This is a genomic window from Xanthomonas sp. NCPPB 3582, assembly GCF_041475735.2.
Taxonomy (GTDB): Bacteria; Pseudomonadota; Gammaproteobacteria; order Xanthomonadales; family Xanthomonadaceae; genus Xanthomonas; species Xanthomonas codiaei.
In genome coordinates, this window is record NZ_CM192968.1 from 5,043,175 (window position 1) to 5,065,544 (window position 22,370).

At 62.1% G+C, this 22,370-nt stretch carries 17 protein-coding genes, 2 other RNA genes and 2 pseudogenes; 12 read left to right on the top strand and 9 right to left on the bottom strand.

Going from position 1 to position 22,370, the window contains the following annotated elements; genetic code table 11:
• Nucleotides 1-208: 208 nt before the first annotated feature.
• The 3 genes from ACCQ05_RS21435 to ACCQ05_RS21445 all read left to right on the top strand — a co-directional run bounded on the left by ACCQ05_RS21435 (nt 209) and on the right by ACCQ05_RS21445 (nt 3,345).
• Complete coding sequence (locus ACCQ05_RS21435) at nt 209-718, top strand: hypothetical protein (RefSeq protein WP_372392449.1); 510 nt, start codon at nt 209-211, stop codon at nt 716-718.
• Nucleotides 719-779: 61 nt separating this feature from the next.
• The gene (locus tag ACCQ05_RS21440; RefSeq protein ID WP_372392450.1) at nt 780-1,433 is read left to right on the top strand and encodes a hypothetical protein; all 654 of its coding nucleotides are present in this window, start codon (nt 780-782) and stop codon (nt 1,431-1,433) included.
• A 79-nt stretch (nt 1,434-1,512) separates the two neighbouring features.
• Nucleotides 1,513-3,345, top strand: coding sequence for an XVIPCD domain-containing protein (locus tag ACCQ05_RS21445; protein WP_372394221.1), 1,833 nt, complete (start codon nt 1,513-1,515; stop codon nt 3,343-3,345).
• A 53-nt stretch (nt 3,346-3,398) separates the two neighbouring features.
• On the opposite strand, the gene ACCQ05_RS21450 is transcribed toward ACCQ05_RS21445, so the two are convergent.
• Nucleotides 3,399-4,349, bottom strand: coding sequence for an IS481 family transposase (locus ACCQ05_RS21450; RefSeq protein ID WP_372360283.1), 951 nt, complete (start codon nt 4,347-4,349; stop codon nt 3,399-3,401).
• Nucleotides 4,350-4,758: 409 nt separating this feature from the next.
• Between ACCQ05_RS21450 and ACCQ05_RS21455 the strand changes: the two genes are divergently transcribed.
• A complete protein-coding gene (locus ACCQ05_RS21455) occupies nt 4,759-4,980 on the top strand; it encodes an XAC0095 family protein (protein WP_372392451.1) in 222 nt (73 codons plus the stop codon).
• Between the two features lie 385 nt (nt 4,981-5,365).
• On the opposite strand, the gene ACCQ05_RS21460 is transcribed toward ACCQ05_RS21455, so the two are convergent.
• Nucleotides 5,366-5,441, bottom strand: a non-coding RNA gene (locus ACCQ05_RS21460) — sX9 sRNA.
• 392 nt (nt 5,442-5,833) lie between these two features.
• Here ACCQ05_RS21460 and ACCQ05_RS21465 point away from each other — a divergent pair.
• The 4 genes from ACCQ05_RS21465 (at nt 5,834) to ACCQ05_RS21480 (ending at nt 9,862) form a co-directional block, all read left to right on the top strand.
• Entirely contained in the window at nt 5,834-6,640 is an 807-nt protein-coding gene (locus ACCQ05_RS21465; protein ID WP_372360436.1) for an IS5 family transposase, read from the top strand.
• A gap of 19 nt (nt 6,641-6,659) precedes the next feature.
• Nucleotides 6,660-8,000: a hypothetical protein gene (locus ACCQ05_RS21470; RefSeq protein ID WP_372392452.1), complete on the top strand. Its 1,341-nt coding sequence runs from the start codon at nt 6,660-6,662 to the stop codon at nt 7,998-8,000.
• Nucleotides 8,001-8,089: 89 nt separating this feature from the next.
• A complete protein-coding gene (locus ACCQ05_RS21475; protein WP_372392453.1) occupies nt 8,090-8,854 on the top strand; it encodes a DNA adenine methylase in 765 nt (254 codons plus the stop codon).
• Between the two features lie 390 nt (nt 8,855-9,244).
• Nucleotides 9,245-9,862: an NAD(P)H-dependent oxidoreductase gene (locus ACCQ05_RS21480; RefSeq protein WP_372392455.1), complete on the top strand. Its 618-nt coding sequence runs from the start codon at nt 9,245-9,247 to the stop codon at nt 9,860-9,862.
• A 394-nt stretch (nt 9,863-10,256) separates the two neighbouring features.
• Here ACCQ05_RS21480 and ACCQ05_RS21485 read toward each other — a convergent pair whose 3' ends face one another.
• The gene (locus ACCQ05_RS21485) at nt 10,257-11,168 is read right to left on the bottom strand and encodes a LysR family transcriptional regulator (RefSeq protein WP_228961686.1); all 912 of its coding nucleotides are present in this window, start codon (nt 11,166-11,168) and stop codon (nt 10,257-10,259) included.
• A 124-nt stretch (nt 11,169-11,292) separates the two neighbouring features.
• On the opposite strand from ACCQ05_RS21485, the gene ACCQ05_RS21490 reads away from it, so the two are divergent.
• Together ACCQ05_RS21490 and ACCQ05_RS21495 are read left to right on the top strand one after the other, a co-directional pair.
• On the top strand, nt 11,293-12,033 hold the full coding sequence (locus ACCQ05_RS21490) for an SDR family oxidoreductase (RefSeq protein WP_372392456.1): 741 nt from the start codon (nt 11,293-11,295) through the stop codon (nt 12,031-12,033).
• A gap of 58 nt (nt 12,034-12,091) precedes the next feature.
• Nucleotides 12,092-12,991, top strand: a complete 900-nt coding sequence (locus ACCQ05_RS21495; RefSeq protein ID WP_372392457.1) for an SDR family NAD(P)-dependent oxidoreductase — start codon at nt 12,092-12,094, stop codon at nt 12,989-12,991.
• A gap of 43 nt (nt 12,992-13,034) precedes the next feature.
• On the opposite strand, the gene ACCQ05_RS21500 is transcribed toward ACCQ05_RS21495, so the two are convergent.
• From ACCQ05_RS21500 to trhA, 4 genes and pseudogenes are all read right to left on the bottom strand, one after another.
• Nucleotides 13,035-13,111, bottom strand: a non-coding RNA gene (locus ACCQ05_RS21500) — sX9 sRNA.
• 53 nt (nt 13,112-13,164) lie between these two features.
• Nucleotides 13,165-13,465 (bottom strand): annotated as a pseudogene (locus tag ACCQ05_RS21505) (type II toxin-antitoxin system RelE/ParE family toxin).
• Nucleotides 13,453-13,710: a type II toxin-antitoxin system Phd/YefM family antitoxin gene (locus ACCQ05_RS21510; RefSeq protein ID WP_029218202.1), complete on the bottom strand. Its 258-nt coding sequence runs from the start codon at nt 13,708-13,710 to the stop codon at nt 13,453-13,455. Before ACCQ05_RS21510 ends, ACCQ05_RS21505 begins: the two are co-directional and overlap by 13 nt.
• Nucleotides 13,711-13,776: 66 nt before the next feature.
• Entirely contained in the window at nt 13,777-14,439 is a 663-nt protein-coding gene (trhA, locus tag ACCQ05_RS21515; RefSeq protein ID WP_372392459.1) for a PAQR family membrane homeostasis protein TrhA, read from the bottom strand.
• A 172-nt stretch (nt 14,440-14,611) separates the two neighbouring features.
• On the opposite strand from trhA, the gene ACCQ05_RS21520 reads away from it, so the two are divergent.
• Together ACCQ05_RS21520 and ACCQ05_RS21525 are read left to right on the top strand one after the other, a co-directional pair.
• On the top strand, nt 14,612-17,107 hold the full coding sequence (locus ACCQ05_RS21520; protein ID WP_372392460.1) for a DEAD/DEAH box helicase: 2,496 nt from the start codon (nt 14,612-14,614) through the stop codon (nt 17,105-17,107).
• Nucleotides 17,104-18,660, top strand: a complete 1,557-nt coding sequence (locus ACCQ05_RS21525; protein WP_372392461.1) for a ribonuclease H-like domain-containing protein — start codon at nt 17,104-17,106, stop codon at nt 18,658-18,660. Before ACCQ05_RS21520 ends, ACCQ05_RS21525 begins: the two co-directional genes overlap by 4 nt.
• 176 nt (nt 18,661-18,836) lie before the next feature.
• Here the strand turns inward: ACCQ05_RS21525 and avrBs2 are convergent.
• Together avrBs2 and ACCQ05_RS21535 are read right to left on the bottom strand one after the other, a co-directional pair.
• A pseudogene (avrBs2, locus tag ACCQ05_RS21530) lies at nt 18,837-21,032 on the bottom strand (type III secretion system effector avirulence protein AvrBs2).
• 97 nt (nt 21,033-21,129) lie between these two features.
• The gene (locus tag ACCQ05_RS21535) at nt 21,130-22,287 is read right to left on the bottom strand and encodes an ROK family protein (protein ID WP_228961693.1); all 1,158 of its coding nucleotides are present in this window, start codon (nt 22,285-22,287) and stop codon (nt 21,130-21,132) included.
• Nucleotides 22,288-22,370: the final 83 nt, after the last annotated feature.

Sequence of the window (22,370 nt, forward strand, 5' to 3'; positions counted from 1 at the left end):
GAGCAAGACAGCTGCTGCCGCTTCCAATTTGCTAGAGTTACGATGAAGCGCCCGCGCAGAAGGATTGCTGATGAGACCCATAAAGACCATTTCACTCTCACTTCTCGCCCTATGCCAAAGCATGCTTTGTGCGTGTGCGCATACGCCTGCCAACCCGACCTCGCAACTCCTAGAAGAGCCACGCACAATAACGACGCCTGACACATCGATGGTCAATCCCACGCTCAGCGCGCTTGAAATTGGCGGCAGTTTTTTGAGGCTGCTTCAAGGGTTGGATTCCAGAAGAGATCTGACAGTCCGGCGTGTACGTGAAGTCACCGGAATCTCTCTGAAAAAAGCCTCCTTCCCCTCTGAGAATATTGAGTCATATATCCACGGCCAAACGCTTGGCAATGGTTGGAGCTACTCATTGGAGCTCATTCCCGAATCCCGCTCGTTGAAGCAGGGAATAAGCTTGTCTTTCATCAACCAAAAGAATGAATATTCCAGCCTGGAGGGAAACTGTATCGACTTTGAGAGATACAAGAATTCGCTTGTTAATTCTGGATTTTTCGATTCGCCGATATATGACGAAATAGGTCGACTGCGGAGTTGGCGGTTTTCTAAATTTGCGAAAGGCGGAAGTGGCGATGATATTATCATTTCGCTTGTTCCAGCAGACGAGACACCCGGTTCGCCTGGCAGAATCTGCGTCAAATCAATTGGCACATTGAACTAGTAAGGAATGGGAGCATGCGCACCAAGCTTTATTCGTCCTCAACCCGTCTTTAGGATCTGCTATGCGCTTCCCCCGAACCGCCCTGTTATTCCTGACTGCATTGTGTGGGATTGCGATGAGTTCTTGTGCTCATACAGCGGCCCAACCTCTGAAGCCGTTTCCGAAGGAGAACGCCGACATGACTTTGCCGGAGGCCGTAACGGCCGACAAGATTACTCTTAGCGCGCAAGAGATCAGCAACCGTTTTTTGAAACTGATCGAAAGTCTTGATTCTCGGGATGACATAAATCCTGAACGTATTCGGGAGACGATGGGAATTCCTCTCAAAGCGCCTGAGCAGGGCAAGCTGTCGGTGGGCTACTGGAGTGTCGACCTAGCCGATGGATGGCGCTATGCATTCACATACACGCCGGAGTCGGCCTCTCTTTTGAGGGGCGTCGACTTGACGTTTCAAAATAGCGTGGACGACTTCGCAAACATGTCAAGCATATGCGCGCTAGATTTTGAGTATTATGACCGCAAGCTCAAGGCAATGGGATTCATGGCGTCCCCCACCTATGGTCCGATCGGACAGTTGGAAGATTGGCGCTATACAAAATTGGCAAAAAGTGGGCCTTCAGGAAATATCGTGATCTCTGTGATTCCTCAGAATCTGGTTCCCCGTGAGGAAACGCGTCTCTGCGTTAAATCGATCGGAACATTAAACGGGCGCTAAGCCTCTCGGGAGAAAGCACATGGTCAGTCCGAGCCCACAGCTTGAAGCTGCACTCTCGCGCTTTTCTGCAAACCAAGGTGTGAATAGTGACCAAGCTGCCCAACTGCGCACTGCGATCACCACTGATGCCAGGTTACTGGCGCAGTTCGAACAGCAGGCTCAATCAGGGCAGCTGAAGGAATTCACTATACAGAACTCGAACAGCAGTCAGCCAAATTTGACGGGAACCTACGATAAGCAACATGGCGTCATCACGTTGCCTGCAGCGAATCTACAACCCTCGGGCACAGCTGCAACCAGCGATCTGAAAGCTTCGCTGCAGATTCAACAGATGTCTGTGGCACTCGCACACAGCACCTACCAAGACGCTGCGGGGAACCAGCATCCTGTCACGCAGGATATGGTCGATAATCTGCAATCCAGCATCAACAGGTCACCCTATCTCGCCGATGAAATAAAAAAGGCTGCAACCACCGTTGATACGTCTGATACCAGCAGCCCAAGGAGGGCTCAGCTGGAAGGCTTTGGTTTTGTTGGGCCCGGCGTGTCTGCCGGGGGCACATACGATGGCAACCGAAAGATAATGAATCTACCCCCGATCGGTCTGCAATCGGCATCGCAGTTCACACCGGGCGGCAGCTTCAATGCACAAGACCTGACGTTTGTCTTGGGGCACGAAATACAACACAGCTTCAACCATGCGGCCAAGATGCACGCAACCATGCAATTTCTAGCTGATATCGAGAAGCAAGCGAAGATCAAGGGCCCGGTGCACGACTATACCGATGAGCTCAGGGCTTACATACAGGCGGGGCGGGAGGACGAGGCAAAAGCGGAAATTGCCGGTTGGAATGCTTTGCTGAGCCGCGAGAAACAGCTCAATCCTAATGCAAATGGCCTCGACCTGATGCTTGCCGCCCGGACCACCAGGCAGCTGGACTTCATATCAAGAGATCCTTCCAATCCTGCGGCGGCGGTTGCCAAGCCTAATCTTACATTCAATCAGGACGGGAGCCTCTCCCAGACAACCGGCAACATTGCGGCAATGGGTCAGAACTACTTTGATCGCCCATCTCCTCTATACGCACAGCCGGGTCAGCGCCCGGTAGGTATAGGCGAGCACCGCAATCAAGCAGGTCAGCTTCAGCCCACTGCGGACTACGCCAATTACTACGGCACCTGGGCAATCGAGCAGATTCTGCAGGCAGAAGACCGTGCAAACGTGGTGCATCAGGGCGTTCGGCCACGCGTCACCATCGATATGGCAGGGCTGGGGCTAAAGGAACACCTGATCGAGAATGAAGGCCTGGACCGTGGGCCGAACAAGGCGCCGTTTCCTTACCACGACAGGAGTACTGCCCCGCCCACGCTCCACCATTTTGACCATACCCAGGACGGCAGCGTGAACCCGGCACATGACCATAGCTATGTTCCGGTTGTTCCTAGTGCGCCCGCAGCTGGCCTACGCGGTCCCGACGACCCTACGCACCCAGACCACGCCATGCTTGAGCAGATCCGTGGCGGTGTACGCAAGATCGACGAGAGTGTGGGCAAGCCCTATGACGACATGAGCGAACGCGTCAGCCGCTGCCTGCTGGCTGCGTGCAAGGACAACCGCGATGCGTATCCGGATTCCAATGACCGGTCGCTGTCAGGGAGCGCGCTCAGCCGTGTGGACCACGTTGTGATGGGCAAGACTGGCAATGTCTTCGCGGTCGAAGGCCGGCTGGACGACCCTGCACATCAGCGGGTGCATGTGCATATTGATGAGGCGATTCGTACGCCTGTCGAGCAGTCTGACCAGAAATTATTAGCAGCTAATCAGGCTATCGCGCAGGAAAGAGAGCTTGTGCAGCAGCAAGAACTCGCGCGCGGGTTCAGCGAACCGAGCCAAGGCGTGCCCCTCCGCTAACGCGCTCGCAACCGCGCTGGGCAGCGGCACGGTCACGCCTACGCGGAATCGCGCTAGCTGTGTAAACCCACCACGTTGTTCAGTGGAATGTGGATGCGGGAGATAGGGGGGCGTTTTCCAAGACTGGCATGGGGCCGATGCCAGTTGTAGTGATGGAGCCAGGGCAATAGGTGCGCGGCACGTTGCTCGGAGTTGTCGTAGCGGTGGGCATAAGCCCACTCGCGCAATGCCGTCTGGATGAAGCGTTCTGCCTTGCCGTTGGTGCGTGGGGTATAGGGGCGGGTGCGGTAGTGCCTGAGGTTGAGGCGCCGGATGGTGCGGGCGAAGGCCTTGGAGCGATAGCAGGCGCCGTTGTCGGTCAACACCCGCTGGAAGGTCACGCCCAGGCTACGGTAGTAGCGCAATGCGGCGATCAACGCCCGGCAGGCACTAACACCGCACTCATCTGGATGCAGGCTGGTAAAGGCAACGCGGGAGTGATCGTCGATGGCGACATGGACATACTCCCATCCGGCGCCTCGGCTGGTCTGGGTACGGTCCCCCGTGACGCGATGGCCGGCTTGCTGGAAGCGCCCGAGCTTTTTGATGTCCAGATGCAACATGCCGCCAGGCTGGGGGTATTGGTAGCGCACGACAGGGGGCTTGGGTTCCAGTTCGGCCAGGCGATGCAGGCCGGCACGGCGCACGATGCGCGCGATGGTGCTGTGGCCCACGTTCAGGTGGGTGGCGATCTGCCAATAGGTGGCGCGTTGTCGGCGTTGCTGCAGGATCTGCTCGACCAGTTCCGGCGGCGTGGCATGCGGACAGTGTTGAGGGCGCGAAGAACGGTCCTGCAGGCCGTCATCTCCGAGCAGGCGGTAGCGCGCCAGCCATTTGTAGGCGGTCCGCACGCTCACGCCACTGGCGTGCGCGGCCTCTTCCACTCGCAAGCCGTGCACCACGATGCGCTGCACGAGCAAAGCTCGACCTCGCGGCGTCAAACGGGCATGTTTATGCAGGTTCATCCGGGGCTCCTGGGGGCTGGGTTGGTGTGGTAACCCCCATCTTCCAGATCGGCCCCGGATGAACAACCTACTGAGAGATCACAGCTAGCGTGTTTGCGGCCATCCGTTACCACTACAACGGCCGGTGCTCATCGTGCGTGCGACAAGCTGCTTGACCCGGCTAACACGTCGTCGCACACTCCTGCTTGGAGCCTAGAAACTCCTCACGAAGCGGCACCCACCTCCGACATCTTGGTGGGTTTTTTGTGTCCGGTCGAAAGGCTTGGCACTGCTCGGCGTTCCTGCGCCGGGAGGGCGGCGAATACAACACCCGCAAGGGGAATAAGCCCGCCGGCTTCGTGCGGTTTCTAGCCTCCCGGCATCCCGCTGCGTTGTGCAGCGGGAGCTGCCTCACGGCAAGGAGAGCGGCATGCACGACGAACCCGGCTACTGGATGTCCGAAGGCACGCAATACCACCTGCTACGCGTACGCGACCAGCTGCGCCTGCTCGCTACCTTGGCCACGCCGCGTTCGTGCGACGAAGGTGCCATGGGCATGCCGGCCATTCCACTACAGCAATGGGCGCATTGCTTGCAGCAGTTGGCTGAGCAGGTGGATGATGTCCTTGGTGACTTGAGCAATCCCAGGTAGTGCGCGTCCTTCGATGCAAGCAAGGCGCCATGTGACCCGCCAAGCGTGCAGCAATTACCAAACGACCCTGATCCACCCGTGTGCGCAACACCCGGGCTAGGATCAGTGCGTACAGGCGAAATACCATAGACCACATCACTACCATCGGGCTGCATCTTACTGGCAACATCAGCGTTGTGCGTAAACGCGTGGGTACAGCGGGCGCATGCACAAGGCATACGCTTCAGACACCTACAAAGCATCGAACAAGTACGTCAAGAGAGCGAAGCAGCTGTATAACACGATGGCACGGGACACCGCGCCCTTCAACTACTAGCGATTGGGTGGGAGCAGGTGTCGGATGTTGCGGTGGATGGCAGGGCCGCCGGATTAGATAACTAAGAGCGTCTAACAAAACGTAGCGAGCGGTCGTCAGGTGGGTGCGGACGGCGCGGAGGAACCGCAGTGTACGCGTGGTACATGCCGATTCCGAGCACCGACCGCGCCCGCCTGGCGGCCGCGCAGCAGTTTTGCTAGCTGCTCTAAACCTGCCCCCGTTATCATGCTGTAGGTTTTGAGGCGGTAACGGGCTGATTGCGAGGCAAATTCCTCTGCCCCTTTCCTCGTCATTAAGAGGCCCGCTATTTTTTCCGTTGTGGCACCTCAACCCGTCTCAGAGCTACCATTTGATAAGCTCTTCCAAGGCAACTAGGAGTTGAAATTTAATCCGCTAACGCTGAGGATGTAGTGGAAGGGAGACGTCAGGTAGAAGCAGCACTGGCGTCGTCTGAAGGAGTTATTGGCCCTCCGTTTCAAATACTATCGCACCTAGAGCGTGTTATGAACTTGAGGCTTTCGCGGCTATCGTAAGCGGATGAAGCCACCACGCCCTTATCCGACCGACGTTTCCGATGAAGAATGGGCCTTCGCTGCACCCTACTTGACGCTGATGGATCCACAGGCACCGCAGCGCAAGTATGACCTGCGCTTGATGTTCAACGCGTTGCGCTGGATGGCGCGTGCTGGAGCGCCCTGGCGCTTGATTCCCCACGAGTTTCCGCCGTGGGAGGCGGTCTACCAGCAAACCCAACGGTGGTTGCAGGCCGGCTGCTTTGAGGCCATGGTCAACGACTTGCGTTCGATCTTGCGAGTGGCGCAAGGCAAGCAGGGGCAGCCCAGTGCTGTGATCCTGGATGGCCGAACGGTGCAGTCCACATGCGAAAGCGGACCACGTGCCGGCTACGACGGCTACAAGCGCAAGAAGGGCAGCAAGGTGCACATGGCGGTGGACACGCTCGGCCACTTGCTGGCAGTGCAGGTCACCCCAGCCAACGAGCAGGAACGCGCCCAGGTGCGATCGCTGGCGCAGGAAGTTCAGTATGTCACCGGCGAGACGGTGAAACTGGCGTTCGTCGATCAAGGCTACACCGGCGAAGGGCCGGCCGAAGCTGCGCTGGAGGAAGGCATCGAGCTGCACGTCGTAAAACTGCCGGAGGCCAAGAAGGGCTTTGTATTGCTACCGCGCCGCTGGGTCGTAGAGCGTAGTTTCGGTTGGGTCAATCGGTTCCGACGCCTGGCCCGTGATTACGAACGCCTACCGGAAACCCTGGCCGGACTCCACTTCGTCGTCTTCTCCATCCTCATGCTTGGAAATGCCGCGTCTCTATTTCAAAGTTCATAACACGCTCTAGGGAGAATGAATGAACAGCACTTTGGAAGTGAACATAGACGAATTGGATCTGGATTTAAAGAACCCGCGTTTTGCAGGTCTGACCAGTCAGCGAGAGGCCCTAGAAAAAATTGTCGTTAATCAAGGCATTAAGCTTGTCAATCTTGCAGAAGACATTTTAGTGAATGGCCTTAGCCCTGCGCACCGAATGTTGGTGATGAAAGCCCCCGGGAAGAAAAGCTCTACCTACGTTGCTCTTGATGGCAATCGTCGCTTAGCAGCTCTCCGTGTATTGGCAAACCCCGCTGTTCTCGATGGCATGGCTGGTGTTGGAGATATTACCGCCAGGCGTTTGCGTAACTTGGCGAAAGATTTTTCCCTCGCGGATGTTCAACCTATTGATGTTTCCGTTTGCAAGGATAAGGATGAGGCGCGTCATTGGATTGAGGCGATTCATACTGGGCAGAATGAAGGACGTGGAGTCGTGGAATGGGACGGCATCGCAAGGGCGCGCTATCGGGGGGATACTTCTGGCTTGAAGGTGCTGGATTTTGTGCGAGCAGCGGGTAAGTTATCCACTGAAGAAGAAGCCGCGCTAGAACGCTTTCCAATCACAAACTTGGATCGATTGCTGGGAACGCCTGAGGTCCGTGAACGACTGGGCTTAGTTTATGAAGATGGTGAGCTTCACTCAGACTTGCCTCATAGTGAATTAATCAAACCATTGAAGCGCATTGTCTCGGACATTGCTCTTAAAAAGATTAATGTTAGCAAGATCAAGAGCAAAGATGATCGATTGAATTATCTCAATACTCTTGCATCGTCACTACCTGATTTGAGTAAGAGAACTGGCACCTTGGAAGCCTTGGATCAGCTGTCAGCGCAGAGCAAAACAGGCACTTCGAAGGCAGGGGCAAGTTCGAAGAGCAAATCGCTTATTGATCGGAAGACCCTTATCCCATCCAACTCGCAGTGCCCGCTTAATATTGACGATCATAAGCTTCAACAAATTTGCAAAGAGTTGAGGAAATTGCCTCTGGAAAATTATCCGGTTGCCATTGCTGCATCTTTTCGCGTCTTTTTGGAGTTGTCACTCGATCACTTTGGGATTGGAAATAAAATACTTCAATATAATGCAGACATTCTTTTGAAGCAGAAGCTGGAGAAGGTTGTTGCTCATTTACAGGAAAAAGGGCTGGCAACTAAACGAGATCTGCAGGAGTTTCGTGCACTTGCATCCAATTCAAATAAGGCTTTGAGTATTGATCGATTGCATGGCATAATCCACAGTAAATATTCTCTACCCACTCCGTCGGAGTTGCGTTCTGGCTGGTCTGAGGTGCAGGTCGCTTTTACCAAGATTTGGGCTTAAAGATGAAAAGTGAACCACGACCATCCTTTTATACGCCACTTCGTTATCCCGGGGGGAAGGGCAAATTAGTTCCTTATGTCAAAAAGATCATGGAGACCAACAATTTGGTCGATGGATCTTATGTTGAGCCATATGCGGGCGGTGCGGCAGTTGCGATGGAATTGGTTCTTCAAGAATACGCCAAAAAGGTCTACATCAATGATATTAGTGCGGGCGTAGCGGCCTTTTGGCGCTCACTTCTGGAGGATACTGATCGCTTGTGTGCCCTTATTCGTGACACGGAAGTAACCATTGAAGAGTGGCATCTTCAAAAGAAGATCCAGAAAAATCCTAATAGCTATGATGATTTGACGCTTGGCTTCTCAACTTTTTTTCTCAATCGCACCAATCGCTCCGGAATATTAGGGGCGGGCGTTATCGGTGGGAAAGGTCAAATGGGGAAGTGGAAGCTAGGCGCTCGCTTTAATAAAGATGACCTTATTCAGCGTATCCATGCAATTGCAAGAGTGCGGGATCGCATTGAATTTCATCAACTAGACGCCATCAAATTTCTAGATTTGGTTACTCCAAGGTTGCCTGCTAAGAGTTTAATCTATCTTGACCCTCCATATTACGTGAAAGGAAGCGATCTTTACCTGCATCATTATCAGCATGACGATCATGTAAAGATCGCCAAGCGCGTAGCGCGTTTGAAGAGCAAGAATTGGATTGTCTCTTATGACAATGCCGAATCTATTCACGGGATGTATAAGAATTTCCCGGGGATTATCTACGGTTTAAGTTATAGTGCTCAAGATCGGTATAAGGGTGCTGAGGCAATGTTTTTTCTGAGAATCTCATCATTCCCGATTTAGTCAGACCCATGCATTTAATCGACTCAACCGTGAACGACTTGAAAAAATCTTCTCAATAAATTGATGTCAATTGATAATTAAGTGCAAGCAAGCCTGGTGATGTACCTCCCAGACCTTTTCCCGGCAGAACCAAGGAAGCTCTGAATAATCCCTCCGCGAGCTTACGATCGATAACTGAGTCAACTGCAGCCGCGCGGCTGTGGCGTGATCGCTGATGGTATTGCGTAGGCGGGCATGCCGAGCCGCCACCCAAGTGCTTCTTTGATTGATGGCGTGTGCAGCTAGCGAGGTACCGGCCCGGAGCGCAAGGCGATGTCATGTTGCGTGTGAGCATGGCGGTCACTGGGCACCGGTACGCTGTGGCGCGATTTCGACAGGAGATTACCCAGGATGCATGCCTTGATGGTCGTTGCACACCCCGAGCCACGCTCGCACACGCACGCAGTGGCCGCGCAGGTACGCGATGCCTTTGTGGCGTCCGATCCGTCGCATACGGTTGAGGTCGCCGACTTAGCGCAGGAAGGATTCGACCCGCGGTTCAACCAGGCCGATATCGCGCTGTTCCAGCAGCAGGCGGCACCGCCGCCGGATGTGGCGGCCGAACATGCGCGGCTGGAGCGTGCCGATGCGTTGGTGCTGGTGTTCCCGATCTATTGGTGGAGCATGCCGGCGCTGCTGAAGGGCTGGATCGACCGGGTGTTTACGCTGGGCTGGGCGTTCGACGAGGACGCGGACGGCGGGATCGTGAAGAAGCTGCAGCACCTGGACGTGCACCTGCTGGCGATCGGCGGCGCAGACGAGCGTACCTATGCGCGCCATGGCTATTTCGGTGCGATGAAGACGCAGATCGCCCACGGGATCTTCGATTTCTGTGGGGCGCCAGTTCGCACCACCGAGCTGCTGACCGTTCCGGATGCAGGGTTTCCGCAGTCGCACCTGGAGACAGCGCGCGCAGTCGGTGAGCGGGTGTTCGCCGCGCAAGAACCGGCTGACGGCGCACGCGGGTGACCACGGCGCTGCGCGATGATTGTCGGCTGGCCGGCGATGGTGCTTGCCGTTGGTGCGTGAGGTCAGGCGGCCGCACTGGCCTGGAGCATGGGCTGGACCGGATGATGGGCGATATGGGGGTGCAGCGGCGCGCCGGCGCACAGCATGGGATTGCAGGTGCCGCGATGGACAGGGTTTGACGCAGGCGCAGTCTCACTGCGTTGCCGATGCACCGCTCATCGGCACTCTCACCGCCTGCCGTGCACCACCCACGACCAGGCGCGTATCGCTGCGCATGCGCCACAGGTTGCGCCAGCGCGCGGGGCGTCCGTGGCGGCCTGAGCGATCGAGCGGTCACGCGATGGCAACGGCCTTGGCGGCGCAACGCGGCGCAACGCGGCGCACGGCAGCGTGCCTACCCCGGTGGTCGCGCCATACCTGCATGCTTGGCGAATTCGCCCGCGGCCCAGTCCAGGAACACGCGCACCCGCGGCGACAACTGGCGGGCGTGGGAGTAGAGCAGCGAAACCGGGTTGGACGACGGCGGAGTGTCGTGCAGGATTTCCACCAGCGTGCCCTGCTGCAGGTCCTGCGCCACATGGAAGCGCGGCACCTGTGCGATGCCCAGGCCGAGCCGAATCCCGGCCAGATAACTCTCGGTGCCGGTGACAGTGAGCAGGCTGGGCGGTGCGAAGGTGCGCATGCCTTGCGCGGTCTGAAACTCCAGCGGCGTGACCACGCCGGTGGTGATCGACCGCAAGCCGACCATGCGGTGTTCCTGCACGGCCTCCGGATGCGCAGGCGTGCCATGGCGGCGCAGATACTCCGGCGTGGCGCAGGTGAGGCGTTCGAGCATGGCCACGCGGCGCGCCACCAGTTCGCTGTCGCGCAGCGGGCCGTAGCGTAGTGCGCAGTCGATGCCCTCTTCGACCAGATCCACCCAGCGATCGCTCTCGCTCATGGCCAGCTGGATCTGCGGATATTGCGCAAAGAAATCCGGCAACCCGGGCAGCAGGAAGTGCCGCGCCAGCGTGCCCTGCACTTCCACTCGCAGCTGGCCCTTGGGCGCGACACCGCGGAAGCCTCCCTCGGCTTCGTCCACGTCGTCGAGGATGCGCGTGCAGCGTTGATGGAAGAGTTCGCCATCGAGCGTGGGTCGCACCACGCGCGTGGTCCGCTGCAACAGACGCACACCCAGGCGCGCTTCCATGTCGGCGATGACCTTGGTGGCGGTCGAGCGCGGTAGTTCCATGTCGTTGGCAGCGGCGGTAAAGCTGCGCCGCTCCACGATGCGCACGAACAAACGCATGGCAGCGAAGCGATCCACGGCACTCCCTGCCCACTGTTCGGGCGCTGGAAACAGTGCTGTGCATTCTAGTGTGATTATCGTCGTGTCATTGCATTGGATAGTTTTCGCAACGCTGCAGCCCGCGGCATAAACGGACACATCCATGACTCAACAAAATACGCCGGTCGCCCTGGTCACCGGTGCCTCACGCGGTATCGGCGCTGCCATCGCGCAGCGTCTGGCGCACGATGGATTTGCAGTCGTGCTCAATTACGCCGGCCGAGCGGACGAAGCCGAGCAGGTGGTACGCGGTATCGAAACCGCTGGCGGCCGTGCCATCAGCGTGCAGGCCGATGTCAGCGACCCGGCGGCGGTGGAGCGATTGTTCGCCGCGGCAGAAGGCGCTTACGGCGGTGTGGACGTGCTGGTCAACAACGCCGGCATCATGCAGCTGGCCACGTTGGCCGATAGCGACGATGCGCTGTTCGACAAGCAGATTGCGATCAACCTGAAAGGCAGCTTCAACACCTTGCGCCAGGCTGCACGGCGGCTGCGCGATGGCGGCAGCATCGTCAATCTGTCCACCAGCGTGGTCGGCCTGAAGCTGGAGACCTATGGCGTGTATGCGGCCACCAAGGCAGCGGTGGAAACGCTGACGGCAATCCTGTCCAAGGAGTTGCGCGGGCGCCAGATCACCGTCAACGCGGTCGCGCCCGGTCCCACCGCCACCGCACTGTTCCTCGACGGCAAGCCGCCGGAGCTGATCGAACGGTTGTCCAAGGCCAACCCGCTCGAACGCCTCGGTAGCCCGGAAGACATCGCCGCGGCGGTGGCGTTCCTGGTCGGCCCCGACGGCGGCTGGATCAACGGGCAGGTGCTGCGCGCCAACGGCGGCATGGTTTGAACCTCGCTGGCGCGCCGCGTTGGGCGCGCGCCGCGTTCTTCCCTCCATGAGCAAGGACATGAGCAAACGCATTCTGGTGACCGGCGCGTCCAGCGGCTTCGGGCGGTTGACCGCCGAGGCCCTGGCGGCCGCAGGTCACACCGTCTACGCCTCGATGCGCGATACCGCCGGCCGCAATGCCGGTGTGGCGCAGGAGATGGCCGACCTGGCCGGCAAGCGGCAGCTGGCCTTGCGCACGATCGCGCTGGACGTGCAGTCGCAGGACTCGGCAGAGGCGGCGGTGGCCGCCATCGTGGCCGAGGCCGGCGGGCTGGACGTGGTGGTGCACAACGCCGGGCACATGGTGTTCGGCCCGGCCGAGGCCTTTACCGCCGAGCAGTTGGCGCAGCTCTACGACATCAACGTGCTGGGCACGCAGCGGGTGAACCGCGCGGCGTTGCCGCAGTTGCGGGCGCAGCAGCAGGGCCTGCTGGTCTGGGTGTCCAGCAGCAGCTCGGCGGGCGGCACGCCACCGTATCTGGCGCCTTACTTCGCGGCCAAGGCGGCGATGGATGCGCTGGCGGTGCAGTACGCCCGCGAGCTGGCACGCTGGGGCATCGAGACCTCGATCATCGTGCCGGGCGCCTTCACCAAGGGCACCAACCATTTCGCGCATGCCGGCGCACCGCAGGACACCGCACGCGCGGCGGCCTACGAGGCCGGCCCGTATGCAGGCTTTGGCGACCAGGTGCAGCAGGCCTTTGCGCGCCTGGTGCCCGAAGACGCCGACGTCGCCGACGTGGCGCAGACCATCGTGCAGGTGGTGGACACCCCGTTCGGCAAGCGGCCGTTCCGGGTGCATATCGACCCGGCCGGCGATGGCGCCGATGTGGGCTTTGCGGTCCTCGATCGCCTGCGTGCAGAGATGCTGCACCGTGTGGGATTGGGCGACCTGTTGGCACCGCGCATGGTGGAATGACGGGGCACGGCAGGCGCTTGGAGTGGCCTGCCGGCTGTAGAGCGGATAACACGACGTGGCGAGCAGTCATCAGCTCGATGCGGACGGCGCACTCACAGCCGGAGTGTCGGCGTGGTGCACCCAACACCGACCGCGCCCGCCTGGCGGCCATGCCGTGGTTTTGCTGGCCGCTCCTAGCGTGAAAGACGGTTCTTGCGAAGCGCGCGCTCCGGGCGCATGACGTGCACCACCACGATGCGCTGCCCCATCCAGGCGGTAGAACACGCGGCAAGGTGGTTCGACAATCTGGCGATAGCGCGAGCGCTTGAGTTCCTGTGGCCGGCTTCCGCTGTCCGGGTGTTCGATCAATTGCTCAACGTGCGCGAACATCCGTTTCACCAGTGCCGCTGCAGCGGGCAAGTTGTCAATTGCGATGTAGCCGGCAATCGCGTCCAGATCAGCCAATGCCGGCACCGACCAGATTATTTCAGCCATCGCGCCATGCGTTGCTGTGCCTGTTCATGGCTCAGCGTACGGCCTTCCGCTACTGCCATTTCTCCACGGGCAATTCCTTCGAGGAGCGCCATGCGCTGCTGCATGCGCTCATAGCTGGCAACATCCACCAGATAGGCACTGGGTAAACCGTGCTGTGTGATCAGGATTGGCTCCTTGTCGCGCTCTGCAGCTGCAAGAAGTTCGGTAGCCTGACGTTTGAGCGTGGTGACAAGTTCGGTGCGCATGGAGTGACATTGAAGTATCACTTAGGGCGAGGCAAGCGGCCGGCCCGAGGACGCCAAACTGCGCCCTCACCCCTCGCTGAACGGCCGCAGGCACAGCCAGATCGCATACCAGTGCGACAGCGCGCCGCCCAGCACGTGGGCATGCCAGATGGCGCGGTTGTAGACCATGGACTTGCGCACGTAGAAGCCCACGCCCACGGTGTAGAACGCGCCGCCGGCGACGATGAGCCACAGCACCGCGCTGTCCAGCCCGGCGATCATCTGGTTGACCACCACGATGCCCGCCCAGCCCAGCAGCAGGTAGATCGCCACCCAGAAGCCCTTGGCGATGCCGGGCAGGCACAGTTTGGCGTACACGCCGAACAGCGCCACGCTCCACACCGCCAGGATCATGGCCCAGCGCCAGGGGCCATCGAGCGCGACCAGGAAGAACGGGGTGTAGGAGCCGGCGATCATGACGAAGATGCCGGCGTGGTCGAACTTGCGCAGCATCGGCTGGCGCTGCGGTGGGGCGAAGTTGTAGGCGGCCGAGCAGGCGAACATCACCAGCAGGCCCAGCGCATAGACGCAGGTGGCAAACAGCATGGTCTGGTTGGCATGCGCGCGCCACACCATCCAGCCGCCACCGACGATGGCCAGGAACAGGCCGGCCGCATGCACGAGGACATCGGCACGGCGGGCAGCGGGAGTCTTGTAATGCGGAGCGAGGGCGCTGGGGGGCACGGGCACGGCGGGTCTTCGAAAGGGGGAGCCCATAGCGCGCAGGTCGGGCATGGCGCAGTGGGGGCCACAGCATACCTGCTTGCTGAATTCGCTCAGTGACACGGGCTCGCCCATTCGGGCCGTGTCTCATACCCTGAGACGCCTCCCCTGTCTCATGCCCCTCTTTGGGAGCTGCCGTATGCCTCCGTTTGCCCTCGCTCCCCGCACCGAAGCCGCCGAACGCGCCCTGGCCACCACCGATGGGCGTCCCAGCGGCGACGGCGCACTGCTCACCCAGCGCCTGGAACGGCGCTACCAGGACCGCATCACCGGTAGCTTCACCCTGCCCGGGCGCGAAGGCCGCTATGCGCCGATCCCGGACGATGTGCCGGCCGCACTCGCCGACGCACTGCGCGCGCGCGGCATCGGCCAGCTCTACAGCCATCAGGCCGAGGCCTGGGCGGCGAGCCAGCGTGGCGAGCATGTGGCGATCGTGACGCCCACCGCCTCGGGCAAATCGCTGTGCTACACGCTGCCGGTGGTGAGCGCGGCGATGACCGCCGGGGCCAAGGCGCTGTACCTGTTCCCGACCAAGGCACTGGCGCAGGATCAGGTGGCCGAGTTGCTGGAACTCAATCGCGCCGGCGAGCTGGGGGTCAAGGCCTTCACCTTCGACGGCGATACGCCGGGCGATGCGCGCCAGGCGATCCGCCTGCATGGCGACATCGTGGTGAGCAACCCGGACATGCTGCACCAGGCGATCCTGCCGCATCACACCAAGTGGGCGCAGTTCTTCGAGAACCTGCGCTATGTGGTGATCGACGAGATCCACACCTACCGCGGGGTGTTCGGCAGCCATGTCACCAACGTGCTGCGCCGGCTCAAGCGTATCTGCGCGTTCTACGGCGCCAACCCGCAGTTCATCCTGTGCTCGGCCACCATCGGCAACCCGCATGCGCACGCGCAGGCCCTGATCGAAGAACAGGTGCATGCGATCACCGAGTCCGGCGCGCCCACCGGCGACAAGCATGTGCTGTTGTGGAATCCGCCGGTGGTCAATGCGGACCTGGGCCTGCGCGCCTCGGCACGTTCGCAGAGCAACCGCATTGCGCGCATCGCGATCAAGAGCGGGCTGAAGACGCTGGTGTTCGCGCAGACGCGGTTGATGGTGGAGGTGCTGACCAAGTACCTCAAAGACATCTTCGACCACGACCCGCGCAAGCCGGCGCGCATCCGCGCCTACCGCGGCGGTTACCTGCCCACCGAGCGGCGCGAAGTGGAGCGGGCGATGCGGGCCGGCAACATCGACGGCATCATCTCGACCTCTGCGCTGGAACTGGGCGTGGATATCGGCGCGCTGGACGTGGTGATCCTCAATGGCTACCCCGGCAGCGTGGCGGCCACCTGGCAGCGTTTCGGCCGTGCCGGGCGGCGCCAGCAACCGGCGCTGGGCGTGCTGGTGGCCAGCTCGCAACCGCTGGACCAGTATGTGGTGCGGCACCCGGATTTCTTTGCCGATGCCTCGCCCGAGCATGCGCGCATTGCGCCGGACCAACCGCTGATCCTGTTCGACCATATCCGCTGCGCGGCGTTCGAATTGCCGTTCATCGCCAGCGAACCGTTCGGCCCGATCGACCCGCTGGTGTTCCTGGAAGCCTTGGCCGAAAGCGAAGTGATCCACCAGGAGGGCGAGCGCTGGGAATGGATCGCCGACAGCTACCCGGCCAACGCGGTGAGCCTGCGCTCGGTGGCCGACGGCAATTTCGTGGTGGTGGACAAGAGCGATGGCAAGCAGCAGATCATCGCCGAGGTGGATTATTCGGCCGCCGCGCTCACCTTGTACGAAGGTGCCATCCACATGGTGCAGAGCACGCCGTACCAGGTGGAGCGGCTGGACTGGGAGGGCCGCAAGGCCTATGTGACGCGCACGCATGTGGACTACTACACCGACAGCATCGACTACACCAAGCTCAAGGTGCTGGACCGCTTCGACGGCAGCCTGGCCGGCCGTGGCGATTCGCACCATGGCGAGGTGCATGTGGTGCGGCGTGTCTCCGGCTACAAGAAGATCCGTTACTACACGCACGAGAACATCGGCTACGGGCCGGTGAACCTGCCCGACCAGGAACTGCACACCACCGCGGTGTGGTGGCAGCTGCCACAGGCCACGCTGGGCAAGGCCTTCGCCTCCAGGCAGGATGCGCTGGACGGATTCCTGGGCGCGGCGTACGCGTTGCACGTGGTGGCCACGGTGGCGGTGATGGCCGATGCGCGCGATCTGCAGAAAGCCGTCGGCAACGGCGATGGCGCGTGGTTCGCGGTCGCCGACCAGACCGGGCGCGGGCAACTGCGCGGAGTGGAAGAAGGCGAGCAAGGCGCGGTGGAACTGCAGCAGGCCTTCGTGCCCACGGTGTACCTGTACGACAACTTCCCCGGAGGCGTGGGCCTGAGCGAGCCGCTATGGCTGCGTCAGGCCGAGCTGCTGCAGCGCGCCGATGAATTGGTGCGGCGTTGCGATTGCAGCGCCGGCTGCCCGGCCTGCGTGGGCCCGGTGCTGGCCGCGCACGAGCAAGGCAAGGGCGAATCGCCCAAGTCGCTGGCGTTGACGGTACTGGCATTGTTGTTCGATGCCGATGCGCCGCTACGCCATGCCACCCAGGTGGACGAGGATCTGGCGCTGGACGTGCTTGCATGAGCGTAAGTGCGGAGCGACTGCGGCTGCTGCGGCGCCAGGCGGGGCATGCGGACGCGCCTGCGCCGGCTGCGGCGCAGCGCAGTGAAACGCTGCGCTGCGATACACAGGCCACCGCGCAGAGCGGCACGACCGATGCGGCGCCGGCCTGGGACATCGCAGGCGCAGCGCAGTCTCCTGCTCCACCGATGCGTGCAGCCATGGCCAGGCGACCAGCCGCCGATGCAGCCGCCGTTGACGCTGTTGCAGGCAGCGCGCGCATGGGCGCCGGCAGCGCTGCGCCAGCGGGATCATCTTCGACGCAGAACGCGACACCACCTGCGCCTGGCACCGTCCCGGGCGTCAGCGCGGAGCGTCTGCGCCTGCTACGCCGTCAGGTTGGCGGGTTGACGCCTGCAACGCGCAAGGACGATGCGGCGCTGCCGACGCGTGCGCAGCGGGCTGCGGCATCCAGCGCAGTGTCACCTGCTGCACGCGCACCTGCGCGCGCTACAGCGCCTGCACACGAGGGTGCCGTGAGCAGCCGTTCGCATGACGTACGCGCACACACCGCCGCCGCCACGCCTGTGCGCCGCACCTTGCCGTCGCCTCCACCGCCTGCGCGCGAGGCATCGGTATTCGCGTGGGTGGAGCACGATGTGCGCCACACACCCGCGTCGGCACCCGCTGTCGATGCCGTGCATGCGGAAATCGTTGGCCGCTCGCCGGTAGCGCGCAACAGCACGACACCATCGTCGACACCGCCGCTGCAGCGACGCACCGACATCGCCGGCCTGCGCAGGATGATCGGCCTGCGCGAACGGGCGATCTCGCCGCACACGCCGCTGCCTGCGGCCTCTACCGATCGGCAGCTGCCAGGCAACGAGATCGCACCGGGCCTGCATCTGATCGAAGCCTTCCTGCCGCAACCGATTCCGGGCCAAGCACTCTCGCTGGCCTTCGCCAAACGCCAGGACACGGTCGACCCGCTGGACCTGCTGTTCTTCGATACCGAAACCACTGGCCTGGCCGGCGGTACCGGCACGCGCGCCTTCATGATCGGCGTGGCCGATTGGTACATGGACCAGGCGCAAGGCAGCGGGCTGCGCGTGCGCCAGTTGATGATGTCCACGATGGCAGCAGAAGGCGCGATGCTGGATCTGTTCCGCAGCTGGCTGTCGCCGCGCACGGTGTTGTCCAGCTACAACGGCCGCTGCTACGACGCGCCGTTGTTGAAGACGCGCTACCGGCTGGCGCGCCGCGGCGACCCGATCTCCGCGCTGGACCATGTGGACCTGCTGTTTCCCACGCGCCGGCGCTATCGCGGCACCTGGGAGAACTGCAAGCTGTCCACCATCGAGCGGCAACTGCTGCGCGTGGTGCGCGAGGACGACCTGCCCGGCTCCGAAGCGCCGGCCGCCTGGTTGAGCTACCTGCGCGGCGGCAGCGCGCGCAACCTGCGCCGCGTGGCCGAGCACAACCACCAGGACGTGGTGACCTTGTCGCTGCTGCTGCAGCGCCTGGTGGCGGTGGACGCGCAGGACCGCGAGGTGATTCCGTTGCTGGAGACGCCGTAGCGCCGCAGCAGGCGCAGTGGTGGCGCAGTGCGCGCGTCCTGGGCGGGAGCGCCGGTGCAGTTTGCCGGCGAAGGCGATGTCCACCCGCAACACTGCAAGGCGCGCACCCATTGGCGACCACGCAAGCGGTCATGCCGCCGGGCCACGCGCGCCGGCGCAGGATCAGTGCGCCGTCATCACTCTTCTGGCTCGGTCTGTTTGGCTTGCTCGTTGAGGTAATGGGTCACCGGTGCACCACGGTACTGATCGGTCAGTCGCCCCAGGGATTGGGCGCGTGCATCCACCGCCTGCCTGGCTGCGCTGTCGTGCGCAGGTTCTGCCGAGCGATCCAGAAGGCGGCCTTCGCGCACTGCCGCCACATGGGCCGGGTCGGCGGGCCTGGAGGCGGCGCGGAATTCGCCGGTGCGCTGCGCCACGATCGCCGCATCGCGTGCGGTGTCGATGGGGGTGTCTGGCGGCAGGTCCAGCTCCATGCCGGTGTGACCACGTGCCAGCGTGCGGTTTTCCAGCAACGCGAGCAGTTCTTCCTCGGGCTGGTCGGTCAGCAGGCTTTCGCCGGCATCGCGAAAGGCACCGGCGGTGGTGCGCTGGATCCCGAAGGATTCGCCGCTGAGCTTCTGCATCTCGCCGAAGTTGCGCCAGACGTAATAGTCCTTGTCGTGGTTGGCGCGCGGCAGGGAGAAATCCTCGTACCGATAGCCGGACGAAAACGCCGCCTGCGCGTAGGACGAGTCCGGCTGGCGCAGGCGTGCGCGTGCGAGCTCCATGGCCTTGCCTGCAGCGCTTTGCTGATCGGTGGCCACCGCCTCCACGATGACCGGGCGCATCCGGTTCCAGCTTTCCAGCCACTGCACCGCAGTGTCGGCCAGTCCCTCCGGGCCCTCGTCCTTGCCCGGGAAGAACTGGCGCAGCTGCGCGTCGGCAAGCATGCCCTGGCTGAAGACCGGCACCACATTGATCTTGGCCAGCAGCCGATCGAGTGCGGCCCGGCGTGGCGCATCCTGGGAGTGCAGCGGATTGATCTGGTAGCGCTTGTACAGATTGGACAGAAATTGATCGAAGCCGCCCGTGTAGTACTTGGCATACAGCTTGATCGCGGCCCCCTGGCGCAGGTCCGGCCGGCGCATCAGCAGCATCGCCACCGCCTCGGCGGTATCTTCCTTGCAATCCAGCGCCACCGACATCGCCTCCGGCTTCTGCAGCGCGTGCTCCAGTGCCTGCTCCACCGCGGCAATGGTCTGATCGGTCTTGATGAAGTTGCCATCGACCGGGTTGCGGATCACCAGCGGCATCTCGCGCAACTGGGCGAACGGTACCTGCGAGACCAGCCTGTTCTGCGGATCGTCGGTCATGCGGCCAATGCTGAAGTCGTGCATCAAGACCGGCACGCCGTCGGCACTGACCTAGACATCCAGCTCCAGGTTGCGATACCCCTGTGCATAGGCGCGATCGATGGCGGCCAGCGAGTTTTCCGGAATGCCGGCGTGGTTGTCGAACAGGCCCCGGTGCACCATCACGTCCTTGCCCAGCGCGCGCGTGCTGGGCGCCTGGAAGTACGCGTCGTGCACGAGCTCCTTGCGGTGCTTGCGCAACAGCGCTTCCTTTCCGGCCACCAGATGATGGTCGTTGGCCTTGAAGAAGGCTGCGCCGCCGTCGCGCGCCGGCACCTCGTGCCCGTGGTAGCGCGCGGCCTGCTGCAACTTGCGGCGCGGCTGGGTGGGTGCGGTGGGCTTCAGCCAGCCCTGTGTTTTCAGCAGAGTGCCTGGCAGATCCAACGCCTTGCCCAATGCGGTGCGTGCTGCATCGCTGAAGGTGTCGTCATGCGCAAACGCGCGTTGCAGATCGAAGATGATGCGGCCTTGTTGCGCATCGACCAGCACCGGGCCGGCCGCTGCTCGGGAGCGATCCGGCAAACCGGCTGTCATCGCTTCGAACGCGGCGGTGTCCAGATACACCGGCTCCAGCGCTCCGGCGGCAAAGCGTGCCGCGATGCTGGCGGGTCCGGTCGCCTTGCCGGCCTTTGCAAGCTGCTTGGCCAGCGTGCTTTGCGCGGCCTGCACGGTGATCTGCCTTGCCTGCACTTCGGCCAGGCGTTGCTCCGAAAACTCGCTGTCCAGTGCCACCAATGCCTGCTTGCCGGTCATGGCGCTGTCGTCCAACGGCACCAGTGGCGGTTGCATCAGCGCCTGGCGACGCGGGCGTGGACCCAGTGGCGGGTTACCGCCGGGCAGGTGCGGCAGCTCCATCGGGGTGGCCGGGCTGGTGTGCGTCGGTGTTGCCAGCGCGGTGGTGGGCGTGGCGGCTGGTTGCGAAGGGGCAATACGCATGACGACCTCAAGAGCACTGCGGGCGGCCAGTAAAGCGCCTGGCATATGACAATGCGCAACCGAGGCGAACTCTGCCGCCGCGATGCGAAACGACGCCCCGGCGCAACGCCGGCACGCGCATCGGCTGCTCCACCACCTGCGGCTAGAACAGCGTTTCCTTGAACGGCAGCATGGCCGCGCCCAGCACCGTGGCATGTGCCTGCACCTGCCCGACCAGCAACGCCGGATACGGCGATGCGACGCCGCGCCGTGGTGCGGGCTCGAAGGCGACACGGGCGATCAGCCGCTGCGCAAGATCTGCCGGCAGACGCGCGCCGAAGACGATGACGCGCGGGTCGATCAACGCGATGATCGCCGCCACCGCCAGGGTCACGGTGGATTGCACCGCATCCAGCCAGGCGTCGATCTGCGGCCACGCCGGATCGTAGTGCTGCAGCATGGTGTGCAGGTCCGCCAGCACATGGCCATCGGCGACGAGCGCCTGGCGCAGGCTTTCCAGCGTTGGCCGCGCGCTGCCGGTGATGGCCGAGATACGCCCCAGTTCGCCCACATTGCCGTGCGCGCCGCGGCGCACCCGACCGGCGGCGATCACGCCCGCGGCAAACCCGTCGGCGATCGTCAGGTAGACCAGATCCGGCGATTGCCGGCCGACTCCGTACAAGGCTTCGGCCAGGGCCGCGCAGTGGGCGTCGTTGTCCATCCACACCGGCAGCTGCAGGCGGTCGGCGATGAACCGGTCCAGCTCCACCTGCATCCAGTCGGCGGCCAGCGTGAGCGGCGGGTTGACCCGCGTGCCGTCGCCGATGCGCGGGCCGGTCATGCTGACACCCACCCCGAACAACCGCTGCCGGTCCACGCCGGCGGCCTGCAGCAACTGCTCCACCAGGTCCGGCAGCCGCGCCGCGACCAGGTCCAGCGTCAGCGGGAACGCGGTGAGCTGGCGCATGCCGCGCACCTGGCCTGCGAAGTCGATCAGCACCACCGCGATGCCATCGACCATCAACGACACCCCCACGCTGTACGCGTAGTCGGGCACCAGACTCAACTGGACGCTGGGTTGGCCGCGACCGCGCCGCAGCGACGGGCCGAGCTGGAGCAGCCCATGGGCAACCAGCGGGTCGATGATGCCCTTGGTGCCAGGAACGCTGAGCCCACTGGCGCGCGGCAGGTCGGCACGCGCCACCTGGCCGGCGCTGCGGATCAGATCCAGCAACGCGCGCTCGCTGGAACCGGCTGCCTGGCCGTCGCTACGGCGGCGGTAATGCGAACGGATGGCCGCGTGGGCGAAAAAGGAAGACATGGGGCAGCAGAAGGACCGGTAGTGTCACACAAGTTTAAATTAAGCAGATTAATTTAATTCGCCTACGGCTACCGTGTTGGGGC

Bases quoted from the DNA above. Each gene is read 5' to 3' on its own strand.
- ACCQ05_RS21475 (WP_372392453.1), top strand. From the start codon at position 8,090: ATGGAGACCAACAATTTGGTCGATGGATCTTATGTTGAGCCATATGCG.
- ACCQ05_RS21510 (WP_029218202.1), bottom strand. From the start codon at position 13,710: ATGCGCACCGAACTTGTCACCACGCTCAAACGTCAGGCTACCGAACTT.
- ACCQ05_RS21535 (WP_228961693.1), bottom strand. From the start codon at position 22,287: ATGTCTTCCTTTTTCGCCCACGCGGCCATCCGTTCGCATTACCGCCGC.
- ACCQ05_RS21455 (WP_372392451.1), top strand. From the start codon at position 4,759: ATGCACGACGAACCCGGCTACTGGATGTCCGAAGGCACGCAATACCAC.
- ACCQ05_RS21435 (WP_372392449.1), top strand. From the start codon at position 209: ATGGTCAATCCCACGCTCAGCGCGCTTGAAATTGGCGGCAGTTTTTTG.
- ACCQ05_RS21480 (WP_372392455.1), top strand. From the start codon at position 9,245: ATGCATGCCTTGATGGTCGTTGCACACCCCGAGCCACGCTCGCACACG.
- ACCQ05_RS21525 (WP_372392461.1), top strand. From the start codon at position 17,104: ATGAGCGTAAGTGCGGAGCGACTGCGGCTGCTGCGGCGCCAGGCGGGG.
- ACCQ05_RS21465 (WP_372360436.1), top strand. From the start codon at position 5,834: ATGAAGCCACCACGCCCTTATCCGACCGACGTTTCCGATGAAGAATGG.
- ACCQ05_RS21495 (WP_372392457.1), top strand. From the start codon at position 12,092: ATGAGCAAACGCATTCTGGTGACCGGCGCGTCCAGCGGCTTCGGGCGG.
- ACCQ05_RS21490 (WP_372392456.1), top strand. From the start codon at position 11,293: ATGACTCAACAAAATACGCCGGTCGCCCTGGTCACCGGTGCCTCACGC.
- ACCQ05_RS21520 (WP_372392460.1), top strand. From the start codon at position 14,612: ATGCCTCCGTTTGCCCTCGCTCCCCGCACCGAAGCCGCCGAACGCGCC.
- ACCQ05_RS21470 (WP_372392452.1), top strand. From the start codon at position 6,660: ATGAACAGCACTTTGGAAGTGAACATAGACGAATTGGATCTGGATTTA.
- ACCQ05_RS21450 (WP_372360283.1), bottom strand. From the start codon at position 4,349: ATGAACCTGCATAAACATGCCCGTTTGACGCCGCGAGGTCGAGCTTTG.
- ACCQ05_RS21440 (WP_372392450.1), top strand. From the start codon at position 780: ATGCGCTTCCCCCGAACCGCCCTGTTATTCCTGACTGCATTGTGTGGG.